We start from the raw sequence: 17,661 nt of genomic DNA on the forward strand, positions 1-17,661 counted from the left end.
GCGGCTTCGCCTTACCCGGCCCACAAAAACCGAACCGTAGGCCGGGTAAGCGACAGCACCACCCGGCAACGCAGGCCGCACTAGATCACGCTCAGCGCCTTCTCCACCACGTTCTCAACGGTAAAGCCGAAGTACGGGAACAGCTTATCGGCAGGGGCGGACTCACCGTAGCCCCGCATGCCAACAATCGCTCCTTTGAGCCCGACATACTTGTACCAGTAGTCGGCAATACCGGCCTCCACCGCCACGCGCGCCGCGACGCTGGACGGCAGGACCGATTCCCGGTACGCCTCGTCCTGGGCGTCAAAGATATCCGTGGAAGGCAGGGAGACGACCCGCACCGCGTGGCCTTCGGCGGTCAGTTTCTCCGCCGCTTTCACCGTGATTTCCACCTCTGAACCGGTCGCAATCAGGATCACGTCCGGCTTGCCGCCGCTGTCTTTCAGGATATAGCCGCCGCGAGCGATGTTTTTCACCTGCTCTGGCGTGCGCTCTATCTGCGCCAGGTTCTGGCGTGACAGAATCAGTGCCGTCGGGCCGTTATGGCGTTCTACCGCCAGCTTCCAGCCCACCGCCGCTTCAACCTGATCGCAGGGACGCCAGGTGCTAAAGTTTGGCGTCAGGCGCAGGCTCGCCAGCTGTTCAACCGCCTGGTGGGTGGGACCGTCTTCTCCCAGACCGATAGAGTCGTGGGTATAAACCATAATCTGCCGCGCCTTCATCAGCGCTGCCATGCGCGCCGCGTTACGGGCGTACTCGACGAACATCAGGAAGGTGGCGGTGTAGGGCACGAAGCCGCCGTGGTGAGCGATGCCGTTGGCGATCGCGGTCATCCCGAACTCGCGCACGCCGTAGTGGATATAGTTCCCGGCAATGTCTTCTTTCAGCGATTTCGAGCCCGACCAGATGGTCAGGTTACTCGGTGCCAGGTCCGCTGAGCCGCCCAGCAGCTCAGGAAGGAGAGGGCCAATCGCATTCAAGGTGTTTTGCGATGCCTTACGGGTGGCGATTTTTGCCGGGTTGGACTGCAGGTTTTCAATCAGCGCCTGAGTTTTATCGTCCCAGTCCTCCGGCAGACCGCCGCTCATGCGGCGGGAAAACTCGGCGGCCAGATCCGGGTGCGCTTTTTTGTAGGCGGCAAACTTCTCGTTCCAGGCGTGCTGGGCTTTTTCACCCGCTTCACGGGCATCCCAGGCTCTGTAGATCTCTTTCGGGATTTCAAATGGCGGGTATTTCCAGCCCAGCTTCTGGCGGGTCAGCGCCACTTCTTCGTCACCCAGCGCCGCGCCGTGCGCCTCTTCTTTGCCCGCCTTGTTCGGTGAGCCGAAGCCGATAACCGTGCGGCAGATAATCAGGGACGGTTTGTCCTTCACGCTCTGCGCTTCCTGAATCGCTTTTTTCACCGCCTCAGGATCGTGGCCGTCGATCTCATGCACCACGTGCCAGTGGTAGGCCTCGAAGCGTTTTGCCGTGTCGTCAGTGAACCAGCCTTCGGTCTCCCCGTCGATGGAGATACCGTTGTGATCGTAGAACCCGATCAGCTTGCCCAGCCCCAGGGTGCCCGCCAGGGAGCAGACCTCGTGGGAGATCCCCTCCATCAGACAGCCGTCACCCATAAACACGTAGGTATAGTGATCAACAATCTCGTGGTCCGGCTGGTTGAACTGTGCCGCCAGCGTACGCTCGGCAATCGCCAGCCCGACCGCATTGGCCAGACCCTGACCGAGCGGCCCGGTGGTGGTTTCTACGCCCGGCGTATAGCCGATCTCCGGGTGCCCCGGGGTTTTGGAGTGCAGCTGGCGGAAGTTTTTCAGCTCCTCAAGCGGCAGATCGTAACCGGACAGGTGCAGCAGGCTGTAGAGCAGCATCGAGGCATGGCCGTTGGAGAGAATAAAGCGGTCACGGTCATACCAGGTGGGATCGTTGGGGTTGTGCTTCAGGAAGTCGTTCCACAGCACTTCGGCAATATCAGCCATGCCCATCGGTGCGCCGGGGTGGCCGGAATTGGCTTTCTGCACGGCATCCATGCTGAGGGCGCGGATGGCATTGGCGAGCTCTTTACGGGACATAGTTCACTCCGTGGCAAGGTTAAAGTTTGGCAGCGAGAAGATCTTCAAGTTTGCGCTGGTCGACGGCGAACAGACGGATACCTTCCGCCAGTTTTTCCACGGCCATGGCGTCCTGATTGTGCTCCCAGCGGAACTCTGCTTCGGTCATGGCTTTCGGTTTTGGCAGAACGGTAGAGGTCGGCACCAGCTTGCGGATCACCGTCTCTTCTTTGTCCTGTAGTTCTTTGAGCAGGTTAGGGGAGATGGTCAGGCGGTCGCAGCCTGCCAGGGCAAGGATCTGCTCGGTACGGCGGAAGCTGGCCCCCATCACGATGGTTTCGTAGCGGTGCTGTTTGTAGTAGTCGTAGATGTTACGGACCGATTTCACGCCCGGATCCTCATCCACCACGTACGGATCCATCGGCTGTTTTGCCTGATACCAGTCGTAGATGCGCCCGACAAACGGCGAGACGAGGAACACGCCCGCTTCCGCGCAGGCGCGCGCCTGGGCAAACGAGAACAGCAGCGTCAGGTTGCAGTGAATCCCCTCTTTTTCCAGCACCTCTGCGGCGCGGATGCCTTCCCAGGTCGACGCCAGCTTGATCAGAATGCGTGATTTATCGATCCCCTGCTCCTGATAGAGTTCCACCAGACGACGCGCTTTATTAATGCTCTTTTCTTTATCGAACGAGAGGCGGGCGTCGACTTCGGTCGAGACGCGGCCCGGAATGCTTTTAAGAATTTCCGCACCAAAATTAACCGCCAGCTTGTCGCTGGCTTCGGCGACCTGCTGCTCCTGCGTTTTCCCGCGCTGCTTGCCGTAGGCAATGGCGTCATCAATCAGATGACTAAAATGGGCAAGCCCGGCTGCCTTGAGCAGTAGCGAAGGGTTAGTGGTCGCATCCTCCGGCTGGTAGTGACGAATCGACTCGATATCGCCGCTGTCTGCGACCACGGTGGTGAATTGTTTGATGCCGTCTAGCTGGTTCATAAATGATTACTCCTTGGAAATAAAAGTGTTAGCTGAGTGCGTTAGTTCACACTTCTGAGAAAATCATGATGGGCTTAACAAAAAAGCATAGCAGACGGGGGAGGCATTGCTTTTGAGACGGGTAACATGGCTGTTATAAATTGATAACAATTTTTAATGTGTGATGGTGAGAGTTTGGCAGCCTTCAAAGTTTATGCGCTGTCCTGCGGCGATACTATCTGACCGATACGTAAAAGGAATAACAAGATGGACGATCAGTTAAAACAGAGTGCCCTCGATTTTCACGAGTTTCCTGTCCCGGGGAAAATCCAGGTCTCCCCAACCAAGCCGCTGGCAACCCAGCGCGATCTGGCGCTGGCCTATTCGCCGGGCGTAGCTGCCCCGTGTCTGGAGATCGAAAAAGATCCGCTGGCGGCCTACAAATACACCGCGCGTGGCAACCTTGTTGCCGTGATCTCTAACGGCACGGCGGTGCTGGGGCTGGGCAACATTGGCGCGCTGGCCGGTAAGCCGGTGATGGAAGGCAAGGGGGTGCTGTTCAAGAAATTCGCCGGTATCGACGTGTTTGATATCGAGGTGGACGAGCTCGATCCTGACAAATTCATCAACGTGGTGGCCGCGCTGGAGCCGACCTTCGGGGGGATCAACCTGGAAGACATTAAAGCGCCGGAATGTTTCTATATCGAGCAGAAGCTGCGCGAGCGTATGAACATTCCCGTGTTCCATGACGACCAGCACGGTACGGCCATTATCAGCACCGCCGCCATTCTCAACGGCCTGCGCGTGGTGGAGAAAAATCTCTCCGACGTGCGCATGGTGGTCTCCGGCGCTGGCGCCGCGGCCATCGCCTGTATGAACCTGCTGGTGGCGCTGGGGATGCAGAAACACAACATTGTGGTCTGTGACTCCAAGGGCGTGATTTACAAAGACCGCGAGCCGAACATGGCGGAAACCAAAGCGGCGTATGCGGTAGAAGACGACGGCAAGCGCACGCTTGAGGACGTGATCGACGGCGCGGATATCTTCCTCGGCTGCTCGGGTCCGAAGGTACTGACCCAGGAGATGGTGAAGAAGATGGCGCGCGCGCCGATGATCCTGGCTCTGGCCAACCCGGAGCCGGAAATTCTGCCACCGCTGGCGAAAGCGGTGCGTGAAGACGCCATTATCTGTACCGGGCGTTCCGACTACCCGAACCAGGTGAACAACGTGCTCTGCTTCCCGTTCATCTTCCGCGGCGCGCTGGACGTCGGCGCGACGGCGATCAACGAAGAGATGAAGCTGGCCGCCGTGCACGCCATCGCGGAGCTGGCCCACGCCGAGCAGAGCGAAGTGGTTGCCTCAGCCTATGGCGATCAGGATCTGAGCTTTGGCCCTGACTACATCATTCCAAAACCGTTCGACCCGCGTCTGATTGTCAAAATTGCCCCTGCGGTGGCCAAAGCGGCGATGGATTCCGGCGTGGCGACGCGTCCGATTGAGGATTTCGACGCTTACGTCGATAAGCTCACCGAGTTTGTCTATAAAACCAACCTGTTTATGAAGCCGATCTTCTCTCAGGCGCGCGCCGACGCCAGGCGCGTGGTGCTGGCGGAAGGGGAAGAGGCGCGTGTGCTGCACGCCACTCAGGAGCTGATTACCTTAGGCCTGGCGAAGCCGATTCTGATTGGTCGTCCGAGCGTGATCGAAATGCGTATCCAGAAGCTGGGCCTGCAGATTAAGCCGGGCGTCGACTTCGAGATCGTCAACAACGAATCCGATCCGCGCTTCAAAGAGTACTGGAGCGAATACTACGCGATCATGAAGCGTCGGGGGATCACCCAGGAGCAGGCGCAGAAAGCCGTCATCAGCAACACGACGGTGATCGGCGCGATCATGGTCCATCGCGGCGAGGCGGATGCGCTGATCTGCGGCACCATCGGCGACTACCACGAGCACTTTAGCGTGGTGCAGGAGATCTTCGGCTATCGCGACGGCGTCCATACCGCCGGGGCGATGAACGCCCTGCTACTGCCAAGCGGCAACACCTTTATTGCCGATACCTACGTTAACGACGATCCGACCCCGGATGAGCTGGCGGAGATCACCGTGATGGCCGCCGAGACCGTGCGTCGCTTTGGTATTGAGCCGAAGGTGGCGCTGCTGTCGCACTCTAACTTTGGTTCGTCTAAATCGGCGGCGGCCTGCAAAATGCGTCAGACGCTGGCGCTGGTGCGCGAGCGCGCGCCGGAGCTGATGATTGACGGGGAAATGCACGGCGATGCGGCGCTGGTGGAGAGTATCCGTAACGAACGTATGCCGGACAGCCCGCTGAAGGGATCGGCAAATATCCTGATTATGCCGAACGTGGAAGCGGCGCGTATCAGCTATAACCTGCTGCGCGTCTCCAGCTCAGAAGGGGTGACCGTAGGACCGGTGCTGATGGGGGTGGCGAAACCGGTGCATGTGTTAACGCCGATTGCCTCCGTGCGCCGTATCGTGAATATGGTTGCGCTGGCGGTGGTTGAGGCGCAGACGCAGCCGCTGTAAGCATTGTGAGTCGGGTGGCGCGTTCGCTTACCCGACCTACAGGTTGACCAGGACGGATAAGCGCAGCGCCATCCGGCAGTTACACCCAATCCCGAACCTGAATAAATTCTTTTAAGGCAGCCTCCGGGCTGCCTTCTTTTGGCTCGTAGCAGTACTCCCAGCGCACCAGCGGCGGCATCGACATCAGAATCGACTCCGTGCGCCCGCCGGTCTGCAGGCCGAATAGCGTCCCGCGATCCCACACCAGGTTGAACTCCACGTAGCGTCCGCGGCGGTAGAGCTGGAACTCACGCTCGCGCACGCCGTAGTCGGTGTTTTTACGGCGTTCGACGATGGGCAGATAGGCGTCGGTATAGCCTTCGCCCACCGCGCGCATAAAGCTGAATGCGGTATCAAAATCAGGCGTGTTGAGATCGTCAAAGAACAGCCCGCCGATGCCGCGCTGCTCGTCGCGGTGCTTCAGGTAAAAGTAGTCGTCGCACCACTTTTTATATTTCGGGTAAACGTCTTCGCCAAACGGCAGGCAAAGGTCCCGCGCGGTGGTGTGCCAGTGCACGGCATCCTCTTCGAAGCCGTAGTAGGGCGTCATGTCGAAACCGCCGCCAAACCACCAGACAGGATCGGCCCCCGCTTTTTCCGCAATGAAAAAGCGCACGTTGGCGTGGCTGGTCGGCACAAACGGGTTGTGCGGATGCACCACCAGCGAAACGCCCATCGCTTCAAAGCTGCGACCCGCAAGCTCAGGACGATGTGCCGTCGCAGACGCGGGCATCGCGTCGCCATGAACGTGGGAAAAATTCACCCCGGCCTGTTCGAAAATGCCGCCGTTACGCAGCACGCGGCTACGCCCGCCGCCGCCGGCTTCGCGTTGCCAGGTATCTTCCTGAAATTCTCCGCCGTCAGCGGCGGCCAGTTTCTGGCAAATCTCATCCTGTAACTGCAGCAGGAAGGTTTTGACCAGTTGAGCATTGGGTTTCATCAGCGTTTCCTGGAGTGCGCTTTTTGGTTATCAAACCAGTTGAAGTAACTGATAATGCCGGAGGCGATGGCGTTGGCGATCTTCTGACGAAACGCCGTAGTGCCGAGGAGTCGCTCCTCTTCCGGGTTGGTAATGAACGAGGTTTCCACCAGCACGGACGGGATAGACGGTGATTTCAACACCACAAACGCCGCCTGTTCGGTGCTCCTGCTGTGCAGGCGATGCACCGGCTTAATCTTCTTCAGAATATGCGAGCCGAGCGTCAGGCTGTTTTTGATCGTATCCGTCTGCACGAGGTCGAACAGCACCTGCTGCAGCAGATGATCTTTGTCGGTGGCTTTCTTCCCGGCGACTTCATCCGCCCGGTTTTCGCGGTCGGAGAGGTATTTTGCCATGGCGCTACTGGCGCCGCGGTTGGACAGCGCAAACACCGAGGCACCGGCCGCAGAAGGGTTGGTAAAGCCGTCGGCGTGGATCGACATAAACAGATCCGCCCCGTGCTGGTGGGCGATCTCTACGCGGTCATACAGCGGAATAAAGGTATCGCCAGAGCGCGTCAGGCGCGCGTCAATGCCGTTGCTGCGTAAAATCGCCCGCACATTTTTTGCAATCGCCAGCACGACGTGTTTTTCTTTCGACCCGTTTTTGCCGATGGCGCCGGTATCAATACCGCCGTGGCCCGGGTCGAGCATCACCAGACGCTTCGCGCCCGGCTTTTTGGTTTTCGGTTTGCTGTGTCCGTTACTGGTTTTGAGCGTGCTCTCGTCTTTTGCCTGAGCCTGCTTTGCGATGCCCGTTAACGTTAAGGCCGCCAGCCCCGCTTTGAGAACCTGACGACGCGATGTGAGTGCTTTTAATGGTTTGAATGTGCTCATGCGGCCTGAATACTAAAAAATGGGGTCCTGGTGTTATATCGTATCGCGTTTAGCGTTACGACAGTCCTTATTGGGAATTGTTTTACTTTTCATTTCAATACGTGACAAAGTGACATTATGCCAAATTTTGGCGAGATTTTCCCCGGTTATTGGCTAAAGGCGTGGTTCGCGCCATAATCACTGTTTTTAAACCCGAAAAGGCGGTTAATACCATGGAGATACGCGTTTTTCGCCAGGAAGATTTCGAAGAGGTGATCACCCTTTGGGAGCGCTGCGATCTGCTGCGTCCGTGGAACGATCCGGAAATGGATATCGAACGTAAGGTGAATCACGACGTCAGTCTGTTTCTGGTTGCGGAAGTCAATGGCGAGGTTGTGGGGACGGTGATGGGCGGTTATGACGGCCATCGCGGCTCGGCCTATTATCTGGGCGTTCATCCGGAATACCGTGGTCGCGGTATTGCCAATGCGCTGCTCAACCGGCTCGAGAAGAAGCTGATCGCCCGCGGCTGTCCGAAAATCCAGATCATGGTGCGGGAAGATAACGACGTGGTGCTGGGCATGTATGAACGCCTGGGCTACGTACACGCTGACGTGCTGAATTTAGGAAAGCGTCTCATCGAAGATGAAGAGTACTGAGATCCATCCTGCAGACTATGACGCGCAGGGGCGCGTCAGGCTGCCCTTTTTATTCTGGTGCGTTCTGCTGCTCCAGGCCCGGACCTGGGTGCTGTTCATGATGGCCGCCGCGTCACGCGGGCAGGGCGACACGCTGCTGACGCTCTTTTATCCCGATCACGATGCCTTCTGGCTCGGCTTGCTGCCGGGCGTACCGGCGGTGGTGGCTTTCTTGTGCAGCGGCCGACGGCAGGCGATCCCGCGTTTGTGGCGCGCGCTTCGCGGGCTGCTGATCCTTGCCCAGATTGCGCTGCTCTTCTGGCAGCCGGTACTCTGGTGGTACGGTGAACCGCTGACGGGCATCGGCGTTGCGTTGGTGGTTGTCGATATTGTGGCGCTGCTGTGGCTGCTGACCAACCCGCGCCTTCGCGCCTGTTTTGCGCCGCAGGATGATTAATCCGGCACTTTTTGCCGATGTCGCACTCCAACAAGCGTTGATTTAACACGTAAGGACGTTTCAATGAAATCGCTGCGTTTACTCTTATGCGCTCTCCCGCTGGCATTGACCGGCTGTTCGACGCTCTCCTCCATTAACTGGTCCGCCGCGTATCCGTGGAACTGGTTTGGCTCATCAACGGAAGTGACCGAGCAGGGCGTGGGGAAAATTACCGCCGCGACGGCGCTGGATCAGAATGCTATTCAGGATGCGCTCAGCAGCGATTACCGCCTGCGCAGCGGCATGAAAACAGAGAATGGCAATATAGTGCGCTATTACGAAGCGCTGAAGGGCGATAAGCTGGCACTGGTGATCAACGGTGACAAAGGCACGGTAAACCGGATTGCCGTCATGGATGAAGATATTCCGACCGCCAGCGGCGTGAAGGTCGGGACCCCGTTTAGCGATCTTTATAAGCAGGCCTTTGGCAACTGCTCCAGCGCGCCGTCCGACGACAAGGTTGCAGTGGAGTGTAAGGCGGAAGGCAGCCAGCACATCAGCTATGTTTTTACCGGCACCTGGAGCGGTCCGGAAGGGTTGATGCCGTCTGACGACACGCTGAAGAGCTGGAAAGTGAGCAAAATACTCTGGAAGCAGTAATTTGCGCCTGAACAAACCGCCTCGCTGAAATCCGGGTATAATAGCCGCCATCAATGCCACGCTGACGTGGCATCTTTATTTCAGGAGGAGCGATGTCTCAGGTTCAGAGTGGCATTTTGCCAGAACATTGCCGCGCGGCGATTTGGATTGAAGCTAATGTCAAAGGGGACGTGGATGCCCTGCGTGCGGCCAGCAAAGCGTTTATTGATAAACTGGCGACCTTCCAGGCCAAATTCCCGGAAGCCCACCTCGGCGCCGTCGTTGCGTTTGGCAATAACGTCTGGCGTCAGCTGAGCGGCGGCGAAGGGGCGGAAGAGCTGAAAGACTTCATCCCTTACGGCAAAGGCCTGGCTCCGGCGACCCAGTACGACGTGCTGATCCACATTCTTTCTCTGCGTCACGACGTGAACTTCTCCGTTGCTCAGGCGGCGGTTGAAGCGTTTGGCGACAGCATCGACGTGCAGGAAGAGGTTCACGGCTTCCGCTGGGTGGAAGAGCGCGATCTGAGCGGCTTCGTTGACGGCACCGAAAACCCGGCGGGTGAAGAGGTTCGTCGCGACGTGGCGGTCATCAAAGACGGCGTGGACGCGGGCGGCAGCTACGTGTTCGTCCAGCGCTGGGAGCACAACCTCAAGCAGCTTAACCGCATGAGCGTGCACGACCAGGAGATGATGATTGGCCGAACCAAAGAAGCTAACGAAGAGATCGACGGCGATGCGCGCCCGGTGACCTCGCACCTGTCCCGCGTTGACCTTAAGGAAGACGGCAAGGGGCTCAAAATTGTTCGTCAGAGCCTGCCGTACGGCACGGCAAGCGGCACGCACGGCCTTTACTTCTGCGCCTACTGTGCGCGCCTGTATAACATTGAACAGCAGCTACTGAGCATGTTTGGTGATACCGACGGCAAGCGCGACGCCATGCTGCGCTTCACCAAACCGGTGACCGGCGGCTACTACTTCGCGCCGTCCGTTGAGCGTCTGCTGGCGCTGTAGGTTTCCTTAATACGCTCTCTTTACCACAACTCCCCCTGGCCCCTGGGGGAGTTATTTAACTATTGTGCGCTGTCAATTAAACCTGGCGACAAAGCTGATTACCCCTCTATACGCTCGAACAGTGAGTTAATCTCTTTCTCGCTGAATTTGCTTGAGAAAGCACTATCTTCAGACAAAATGCTATTAGCCAGACTGGCTTTTTTCTCCTGAAGCGCGACGATTTTCTCCTCAATACTCCCCGCCACAACCAGCTTATAGACAAAGACGGTTTTATCCTGGCCAATGCGATGAGCACGATCGGTAGCCTGGTTTTCTGCCGCCGGGTTCCACCAGGGATCGTAATGGATAACGGTGTCAGCAGCAGTCAGATTTAAACCAACGCCGCCCGCTTTCAGGCTGATCAAAAACAATGGAACTTCTTTATTCTGAAAACTAGCCACTGGCGTCTGGCGATCTTGTGTGTCTCCCGTCAGCATCGCGTAAGGGATTTTCAGTTTATTCATCGCCTCGGCGATCAGCGTCAGCATCCCGGTGAATTGCGAGAATAGCAATATTCTGCGTCCTTCGGCGATAAGTTCAGTCACCATCTCCCGCAGCATTTCGAGTTTGGCTGACTCTTTCACCTTTACAGCAGCGGGTAGTTTTACCAGGCGGGGGTCGCAACAAACCTGCCGCAGTTTTAGCAACGCATCCAGCACCACGATATGGCTGCGTGCCAGTCCTTGTTCCGCAATAGCGTGGCGCACTTTCTCCTGCATGGCTGCCCGCACTGACTCATATAAATCACGCTGTGTTCCCTCCAGCCCCACGCTTCTCACTATCACGTTTTTCGGTGGAAGCTCTTTGGCAACGTCCTTTTTGCTACGTCTGAGTATAAATGGCCGAATACGTCGGGCTAACAACGCTTTTTTCTGCTGATTACCTTTCTCTATTGGAGAACGCCAAACCCTGTTGAACTCTTTTTGCGAACCTAAAAAGCCCGGTAGCAGGAAATCAAATTGTGACCACAGCTCGCCCAGATGATTTTCCAGCGGCGTGCCGGTCAGGCACAGACGGTGTCGAGTCGTGATGCGGCGGATTACCTGAGCAGCCTGCGAGCGGCTATTTTTGACATACTGCGCTTCATCCAGGATAAGCAGATGATAATCCATAGAAATAAGCGCTTGCTCATCACGCCAGAGTAGCGCGTAGGTGGAAAGAATAACGTCAAACTCACTCAGTCTATTGAAATACTCTGCGCGCAGCGGTCCATTCAAAGCCAGCACTTTTAGCTCAGGAGTGAAGCGCCTGGCTTCATGCTGCCAGTTATAAACCAGTGTGGTTGGCATGATAATAAGCACTGGTTTATCTAACCTGCCAGCTTCTTTCTCAAGGAGGATATGCGCTAATGTCTGGATCGTTTTGCCCAATCCCATGTCATCGGCCAGCACACCGGATAAATTTTGCTCTCGTAGAAATTGCATCCAGCTCAGCCCTTGTAATTGGTACTCTCGTAGTGAAGCATTGAGCCCGCCTGGTGCCGCGACAGACTGCAACCCTTTTGCTGTTTTCAGCCGCTGTGCCAAAGAAAGGATCGCGCTCTGGCCTTTAAACTGCCACCGGCCTGTATCCTCTAGCGACACGAGGCGCCCGGCCTCCCACTCGGAAAGACGCAATGGATTTGAGCTAAGGGGATCAATCAAATCGAACAGATTACCCACCAACACCTTAAGACGCTTCGCATCAATCAGCGCTTTCTCACCGCGTTCGGTGTAAAGCAGAACCTGTTCTTCATCCGGGATAATGCTAATGTTACCCTGCAACCAACGGCGATCCCGCTTGAATAAATCAGTTAGCAGCGGCACCAGACTCACCGCTCGTTCGTTAATCATTACGCCCATTTCAATATCGAACCAGCCATCACTACTCTGCGTTGCAGTTCCATCAATCCGATCAATCTCGGTTATATTGAAATGGAAGTTCGGGTCGATTTCTATTTTCCAGCCTTTCTCGCGCAACGCCGGTACCGTCTCACGAATAAAAGCCAGCCACTGTGGCATACTCCCACTGTCTTTTGTGGTGTAGCACTTTGCAGGTATGGATTTTCGCTGTGTTGAGGGGAAGTCATCTGCGCGAACTTTTCTTACCCCAGCCTTTTTCATTTGAAGTCGCGCGTTCTTTTCCTGATCGGTCGCACGCTCGACCTCAACCATTTCACCGTCTGGTGTAATTAATGCGGAATCCGTGCTGTCAGGCTCAACGACAATCCCCTGATAGTCAAACCAGAAAATAATAAAGCTGGCGAACTCTTGCTTGATGGAATATGTACCATAATCATAATAATCAAAAGGTTGTGAACTGAGGCGTAAACAGGGGATGGGATCGGTCGTAATCTTCCGCATCGCCTTTTTCTCATGCTCCGGGGGCGAAGGCAGTTCAGAAGCACATTCCGCCAGGACGTTTGCCACCAGACCTGCTTCATCCTGGCGGATTACCGGGATGGAAAGAAAGTCGCGAAGCAGGCTATAGGTCAGATCGCTGTCTGTCGGGCCAACCTCCCCAGTCTGAGAATCGAGATAATACGGCGGATCAACAAGAATTATTGAGCTGCAGCAGGGCTCGGTTTTAAGTGCAGTATTCAGCAGGTTATCTTGCAAAGTTATCCAGCTCGCTTCTGCCGGTCTTAACGCTCCCGGTCTGAGCCAGAAAGCATCTTTGACAGGGAGTGGCACAAAGTCCGGCATCATTATACAGCGCCCGGAAGCAAGGATTCTCTCCAGGATCTTTGCCCCCGATTTACCACGCAGCGCAAAGCTGGATCGATTATCGTTTCCGTTAGCAGCTAACAACATCAGTAGGGTGAGTAAGTCGTCATCCGTAACAAATGTGGGTTGTCGCGCGACGGCCGCTTTAACGTTGCTCCAATAATTTTCGAGTTTTTGCAGTTTACCGCTTTTATCCAGCTGAGTTTTAATCAGATGAACTTCAGGTTCATCACTCCATTGGTTGATATCTAGCGCAAAAATCAATGTATGTGAAGGCGCTTTGCTGCTTATACTTGATTTCCGCTGTTGCCGAAAGCGCTCGGCCCATTCCAGAAGCTGATAATTAATCCCACCCTTCGCCATTTCCTCCTCTCTGCTTAGATGCGTCAGCGCCAGGGCAGCTGCATGTTTGCATTGCCATCGAACCGGACAGCTGCACTCTCCAGCCAGGGAGATTCCCCTTGGGATACGCGAGATACGAAGAAGAACCTGGTACGCCTGCTTTAACGAGCCTTTTACCTCTCCGCTGATCAGCTGGTGCTCTGTCACCACTCTGGTGAATTTTCCAATGTAGGGTTGCGCTTTCTCGATTGTCTGTCGACCAAAGGCATATTTCACATCGGCAGAGCTAAATTCCATGGCGTTCATAGGGCTTCATTCTTTTCTGAGGTGATATGAGGAGACTGAATTCGCCTTATAATATAATCCTGTATCAGCGGTATCCAGATTAACTGTCTGGCAAGTTCTTTGTCATCGGGCCAAAAGCCTTATTCCCTTTTCTGCTTGTAAATCACCAAACGGTATATAAAACCGTTACTCCTTTCATCCCCGTTATAAATATTATGACAATAAGATAGTCATCACATTTATAAGGGTGCGCAATGGCCGTTACTGTACTGAAAAAAGGATCTCTGGCGCTGGCAGGTTTACTGCTGGTGGCCCAGGCGCAGGCGACCGAGCTGCTGAACAGCTCGTATGATGTCTCCCGCGAGCTGTTTGCCGCCCTTAATCCCCCGTTCGAACAGCAGTGGGCGAAAGACAACAATGGCGATAAGCTGACTATTAAACAGTCTCACGCCGGGTCGTCCAAGCAGGCGCTGGCGATTTTGCAGGGCCTGAAAGCGGATGTGGTGACCTACAACCAGGTGACTGACGTGCAGATCCTGCATGACAAAGGCAAGCTCATCCCGGCGGACTGGCAGAACCGTCTGCCGAACAACAGCTCGCCGTTCTACTCCACCATGGGTTTCCTGGTGCGTAAGGGCAATCCGAAGAATATCCACGACTGGAGCGACCTGGTGCGTTCCGACGTAAAGCTGATTTTCCCGAACCCAAAAACCTCCGGTAACGCGCGTTACACCTATTTAGCGGCGTGGGGCGCGGCGGACAAGGCTGACGGTAACGATAAAGCCAAAACCGAGCAGTTCATGACCCAGTTCCTGAAAAACGTCGAAGTGTTTGATACCGGCGGCCGCGGGGCGACCACGACCTTCGCAGAACGCGGTCTGGGCGACGTGCTGATCAGCTTCGAGTCGGAAGTGAACAACATCCGCAAGCAGTATGAAGCGCAGGGCTTTGAGGTGGTTATCCCGAAAACCAACATTCTGGCCGAGTTCCCGGTCGCATGGGTGGACAAAAACGTGCAGGCAAACGGTACCGAGAAAGCGGCAAAAGCCTATCTTAACTACCTGTACAGCCCTCAGGCGCAGACCATCATTACCGACTACTACTACCGCGTGAACAATCCGGACGTGATGAACAAGCTGAAAGATAAATTCCCGCAGACCGCGCTGTTCCGCGTGGAAGATCATTTTGGCTCCTGGCCAGACGTGATGAAAACGCATTTTGCCAGCGGCGGTGAGCTAGACAAACTGCTGGCGGCGGGGCGTAAGTGATGTTTGCAGTCTCGACTAAACGCGTGCTGCCGGGCTTTACCTTAAGCCTCGGGACCAGCCTGCTGTTCGTCTGCCTGATCCTGCTGTTGCCGCTCAGCGCGCTGGTGATGCAACTCTCTGAGATGAGCTGGGCGCAGTACTGGGACGTGGTCACTAACCCGCAGGTGGTGGCGGCCTATAAGGTGACGCTGCTGTCGGCGTTTGTCGCCTCCATTTTTAACGGCGTGTTCGGCCTGCTGATGGCGTGGATCCTGACCCGCTATCGCTTCCCGGGCCGCACGCTGCTTGACGCCCTGATGGATCTGCCGTTTGCGCTGCCGACGGCGGTCGCCGGCTTAACCCTCGCGTCGCTTTTCTCCGTGAACGGGCTGTACGGCGAGTGGCTGGCGAAATTTGACATCAAGGTGACCTATACCTGGCTCGGTATCGCGGTGGCGATGGCCTTTACCAGCATCCCGTTTGTGGTGCGTACCGTGCAGCCGGTGCTGGAAGAGTTAGGTCCGGAATACGAAGAAGCGGCGGAAACGCTGGGCGCCACGCGCTGGCAGAGCTTCCGCAAGGTGGTGCTGCCGGAGCTGTCTCCGGCGCTGATGGCGGGCGTCGCGCTGTCGTTTACCCGCAGCCTTGGCGAGTTCGGCGCGGTGATTTTTATCGCCGGAAACATCGCCTGGAAAACTGAAGTGACCTCGCTGATGATTTTCATTCGCCTCCAGGAGTTTGATTATCCGGCGGCGAGCGCGATTGCTTCGGTGATCCTCGCGGCCTCGCTGCTGCTGCTGTATTCGATTAACACTCTGCAAAGTCGCTTTGGTCGACGTGTGGTAGGTCACTGATGGCGGAAGTTACACAATTGAAGCGATACGATGCGCCCCGCATCAACTGGGGTAAATGGTTTCTGATTGGGGCGGGCGTGCTGGTGTCCGCCCTCATTCTCGTCGTGCCGACGATTTATATCTTCGTTCAGGCGTTCAGCAAGGGGCTGATGCCCGCGCTGGAGAATCTGGCGAATCCGGATATGCTGCACGCCATCTGGCTGACCGTGCTGATTGCCCTGATCACCGTTCCGGTGAACCTGGTGTTCGGTACCCTGCTGGCGTGGCTGGTGACGCGCTTTAACTTCCCGGGACGTCAGCTGCTGCTGACCTTGCTGGATATTCCGTTTGCCGTGTCGCCGGTGGTGGCGGGTCTGGTGTACCTGCTCTTTTACGGCTCCAACGGCCCCTTGGGCGGCTGGCTTGATGCGCATAACCTGCAGATCATGTTCGCCTGGCCAGGCATGGTGCTGGTTACCATCTTCGTGACCTGTCCGTTCGTGGTGCGTGAGCTGGTGCCGGTGATGTTAAGCCAGGGGAGCAACGAAGACGAAGCGGCGGTGCTGCTGGGGGCTTCAGGCTGGCAAATGTTCCGCCGCGTGACGCTGCCGAACATTCGCTGGGCGCTGCTTTACGGCGTGGTACTGACCAACGCCCGCGCCATCGGCGAATTTGGTGCGGTGTCGGTGGTTTCCGGCTCGATTCGCGGTGAAACCCTGTCGCTGCCATTACAGATTGAGTTACTGGAACAGGACTACAACACCGTCGGTTCCTTTACTGCCGCAGCGTTGCTGACGCTGATGGCCATTTTGACCCTGTTTTTGAAGAGTGTGGTGCAGTGGCGTTTAGAGAATCAGGAAAAACGTCAGCATCAGGAGGGAAATCATGAGCATTGAGATTGCCAATATTAAGAAGTCTTTTGGTCGCACCCAGGTGCTGAATGATATCTCGCTGGATATCCCTTCCGGACAAATGGTGGCGCTGTTGGGGCCGTCTGGCTCCGGTAAAACGACGCTGCTGCGCATTATCGCCGGGCTTGAACACCAGACCAGCGGACACATTCGCTTCCACGGCACCGACGTGAGCCGCCTGCATGCCCGCGATCGTAAAGTGGGCTTTGTGTTCCAGCATTACGCGCTGTTCCGCCACATGACCGTGTTCGACAACATCGCCTTTGGCCTCACCGTGCTGCCGCGTCGTGAACGCCCAAATGCCGCCACCATCAAAGCGAAAGTGACCAAACTGCTGGAGATGGTGCAGCTTGCGCATCTGGCAGACCGTTTTCCGGCGCAGCTTTCCGGCGGACAGAAGCAGCGTGTCGCCCTGGCGCGCGCGCTGGCCGTTGAGCCGCAAATTCTGCTGCTGGACGAACCCTTCGGCGCGCTGGACGCGCAGGTACGTAAAGAGCTGCGCCGCTGGCTGCGTCAGCTCCATGAAGAGCTGAAATTCACCAGCGTCTTTGTGACCCACGACCAGGAAGAGGCGATGGAAGTCGCGGATCGCGTGGTGGTCATGAGTCAGGGCAACATTGAGCAGGTTGACGAGCCGGAACAGCTCTGGCGTGAACCGGCGACCCGCTTCGTGCTGGAGTTTATGGGCGAGGTAAACCGTCTGCAGGGCACCATTCGCGGCGGCCAGTTCCACGTCGGCGCGCACCGCTGGCCGCTGGGCTATACCTCCGCGCACCAGGGACCGGTCGATCTGTTCCTGCGTCCGTGGGAAGTGGACGTGAGCCGTCGAACCAGCCTGGATTCACCGCTGCCGGTGCAGGTGCTGGAAGCTAGCCCTAAAGGTCACTACACACAATTAGTGGTACAGCCGCTGGGCTGGTATACCGAGCCGCTGACCGTGGTCATGCGCGACGACGTCCCGCCGCACCGGGGTGAGCGCCTGTTTGTCGGGCTGCAGCATGCGCGCATCTATCACGGTAAGGAGCGGATTGAGACGCGCGAGGATATTGCTCTGGCGGAGTCAGCCTGATAGGTTAGGATTACGTAGTTTTGCCGGGTGGCGCTGCGCTTACCCGGCCTACAATATGACGTCTGTAGGCCCGGATCGCTGCGCGCTACCGGGCTTTTTATTGGAC

14 protein-coding genes are annotated in these 17,661 nt (G+C 56.6%); 9 read left to right on the forward strand and 5 right to left on the reverse strand.

Annotated elements, in window-relative coordinates:
• Positions 1-80 precede the first annotated feature (80 nt).
• Entirely contained in the window at positions 81-2,069 is a 1,989-nt protein-coding gene (gene tkt / locus CWR52_RS18690; protein WP_104950387.1) for a transketolase, read from the reverse strand.
• Positions 2,070-2,088: 19 nt separating this feature from the next.
• Entirely contained in the window at positions 2,089-3,039 is a 951-nt protein-coding gene (gene tal, locus CWR52_RS18695) for a transaldolase (RefSeq protein ID WP_045909457.1), read from the reverse strand.
• Between the two features lie 246 nt (positions 3,040-3,285).
• On the opposite strand from tal, the gene maeB reads away from it, so the two are divergent.
• A complete protein-coding gene (maeB, locus tag CWR52_RS18700; protein WP_104950388.1) occupies positions 3,286-5,565 on the forward strand; it encodes an NADP-dependent oxaloacetate-decarboxylating malate dehydrogenase in 2,280 nt (759 codons plus the stop codon).
• A 79-nt stretch (positions 5,566-5,644) separates the two neighbouring features.
• On the opposite strand, the gene hemF is transcribed toward maeB, so the two are convergent.
• Entirely contained in the window at positions 5,645-6,544 is a 900-nt protein-coding gene (gene hemF / locus CWR52_RS18705; protein WP_104950389.1) for an oxygen-dependent coproporphyrinogen oxidase, read from the reverse strand.
• Positions 6,544-7,419, reverse strand: coding sequence for an N-acetylmuramoyl-L-alanine amidase AmiA (amiA, locus tag CWR52_RS18710; RefSeq protein ID WP_008501615.1), 876 nt, complete (start codon positions 7,417-7,419; stop codon positions 6,544-6,546). The genes hemF and amiA overlap by 1 nt, the downstream gene beginning before the upstream one ends.
• 212 nt (positions 7,420-7,631) lie before the next feature.
• Between amiA and CWR52_RS18715 the strand changes: the two genes are divergently transcribed.
• The 4 genes from CWR52_RS18715 (at position 7,632) to CWR52_RS18730 (ending at position 10,124) form a co-directional block, all read left to right on the forward strand.
• Positions 7,632-8,057 carry a GNAT family acetyltransferase gene (locus CWR52_RS18715; protein WP_008501614.1) on the forward strand — a complete coding sequence of 142 codons (426 nt, stop codon included), beginning with the start codon at positions 7,632-7,634 and terminating at the stop codon, positions 8,055-8,057.
• A complete protein-coding gene (locus CWR52_RS18720) occupies positions 8,044-8,493 on the forward strand; it encodes a DUF2919 domain-containing protein (RefSeq protein WP_104950390.1) in 450 nt (149 codons plus the stop codon). Before CWR52_RS18715 ends, CWR52_RS18720 begins: the two co-directional genes overlap by 14 nt.
• A 63-nt stretch (positions 8,494-8,556) precedes the next feature.
• A complete protein-coding gene (locus CWR52_RS18725; RefSeq protein WP_045909453.1) occupies positions 8,557-9,132 on the forward strand; it encodes an RpoE-regulated lipoprotein in 576 nt (191 codons plus the stop codon).
• 92 nt (positions 9,133-9,224) lie between these two features.
• Positions 9,225-10,124, forward strand: a complete 900-nt coding sequence (locus CWR52_RS18730; protein ID WP_104950391.1) for a Dyp-type peroxidase — start codon at positions 9,225-9,227, stop codon at positions 10,122-10,124.
• A 98-nt stretch (positions 10,125-10,222) separates the two neighbouring features.
• Here CWR52_RS18730 and CWR52_RS18735 read toward each other — a convergent pair whose 3' ends face one another.
• A complete protein-coding gene (locus CWR52_RS18735; RefSeq protein ID WP_104950392.1) occupies positions 10,223-13,516 on the reverse strand; it encodes a DEAD/DEAH box helicase in 3,294 nt (1,097 codons plus the stop codon).
• A 233-nt stretch (positions 13,517-13,749) separates the two neighbouring features.
• Here CWR52_RS18735 and CWR52_RS18740 point away from each other — a divergent pair, with 233 nt between their 5' ends.
• From CWR52_RS18740 to cysA, 4 genes are read left to right on the forward strand one after another with little or no spacing between them, the layout of a single operon-like run.
• Positions 13,750-14,763, forward strand: coding sequence for a sulfate ABC transporter substrate-binding protein (locus tag CWR52_RS18740; RefSeq protein ID WP_104950393.1), 1,014 nt, complete (start codon positions 13,750-13,752; stop codon positions 14,761-14,763).
• Positions 14,763-15,596, forward strand: coding sequence for a sulfate/thiosulfate ABC transporter permease CysT (gene cysT / locus CWR52_RS18745; RefSeq protein WP_028014001.1), 834 nt, complete (start codon positions 14,763-14,765; stop codon positions 15,594-15,596). The genes CWR52_RS18740 and cysT overlap by 1 nt, the downstream gene beginning before the upstream one ends.
• Positions 15,596-16,471: a sulfate/thiosulfate ABC transporter permease CysW gene (cysW, locus tag CWR52_RS18750; protein ID WP_104950394.1), complete on the forward strand. Its 876-nt coding sequence runs from the start codon at positions 15,596-15,598 to the stop codon at positions 16,469-16,471. Before cysT ends, cysW begins: the two co-directional genes overlap by 1 nt.
• Positions 16,461-17,555, forward strand: a complete 1,095-nt coding sequence (gene cysA / locus CWR52_RS18755) for a sulfate/thiosulfate ABC transporter ATP-binding protein CysA (RefSeq protein ID WP_104950395.1) — start codon at positions 16,461-16,463, stop codon at positions 17,553-17,555. The genes cysW and cysA overlap by 11 nt, the downstream gene beginning before the upstream one ends.
• The last annotated feature ends 106 nt before the right edge of the window (positions 17,556-17,661 follow it).

Source organism: Enterobacter sp. SGAir0187 (assembly GCF_002952735.2).
Classification (GTDB): Bacteria; Pseudomonadota; Gammaproteobacteria; order Enterobacterales; family Enterobacteriaceae; genus Enterobacter; species Enterobacter quasiroggenkampii.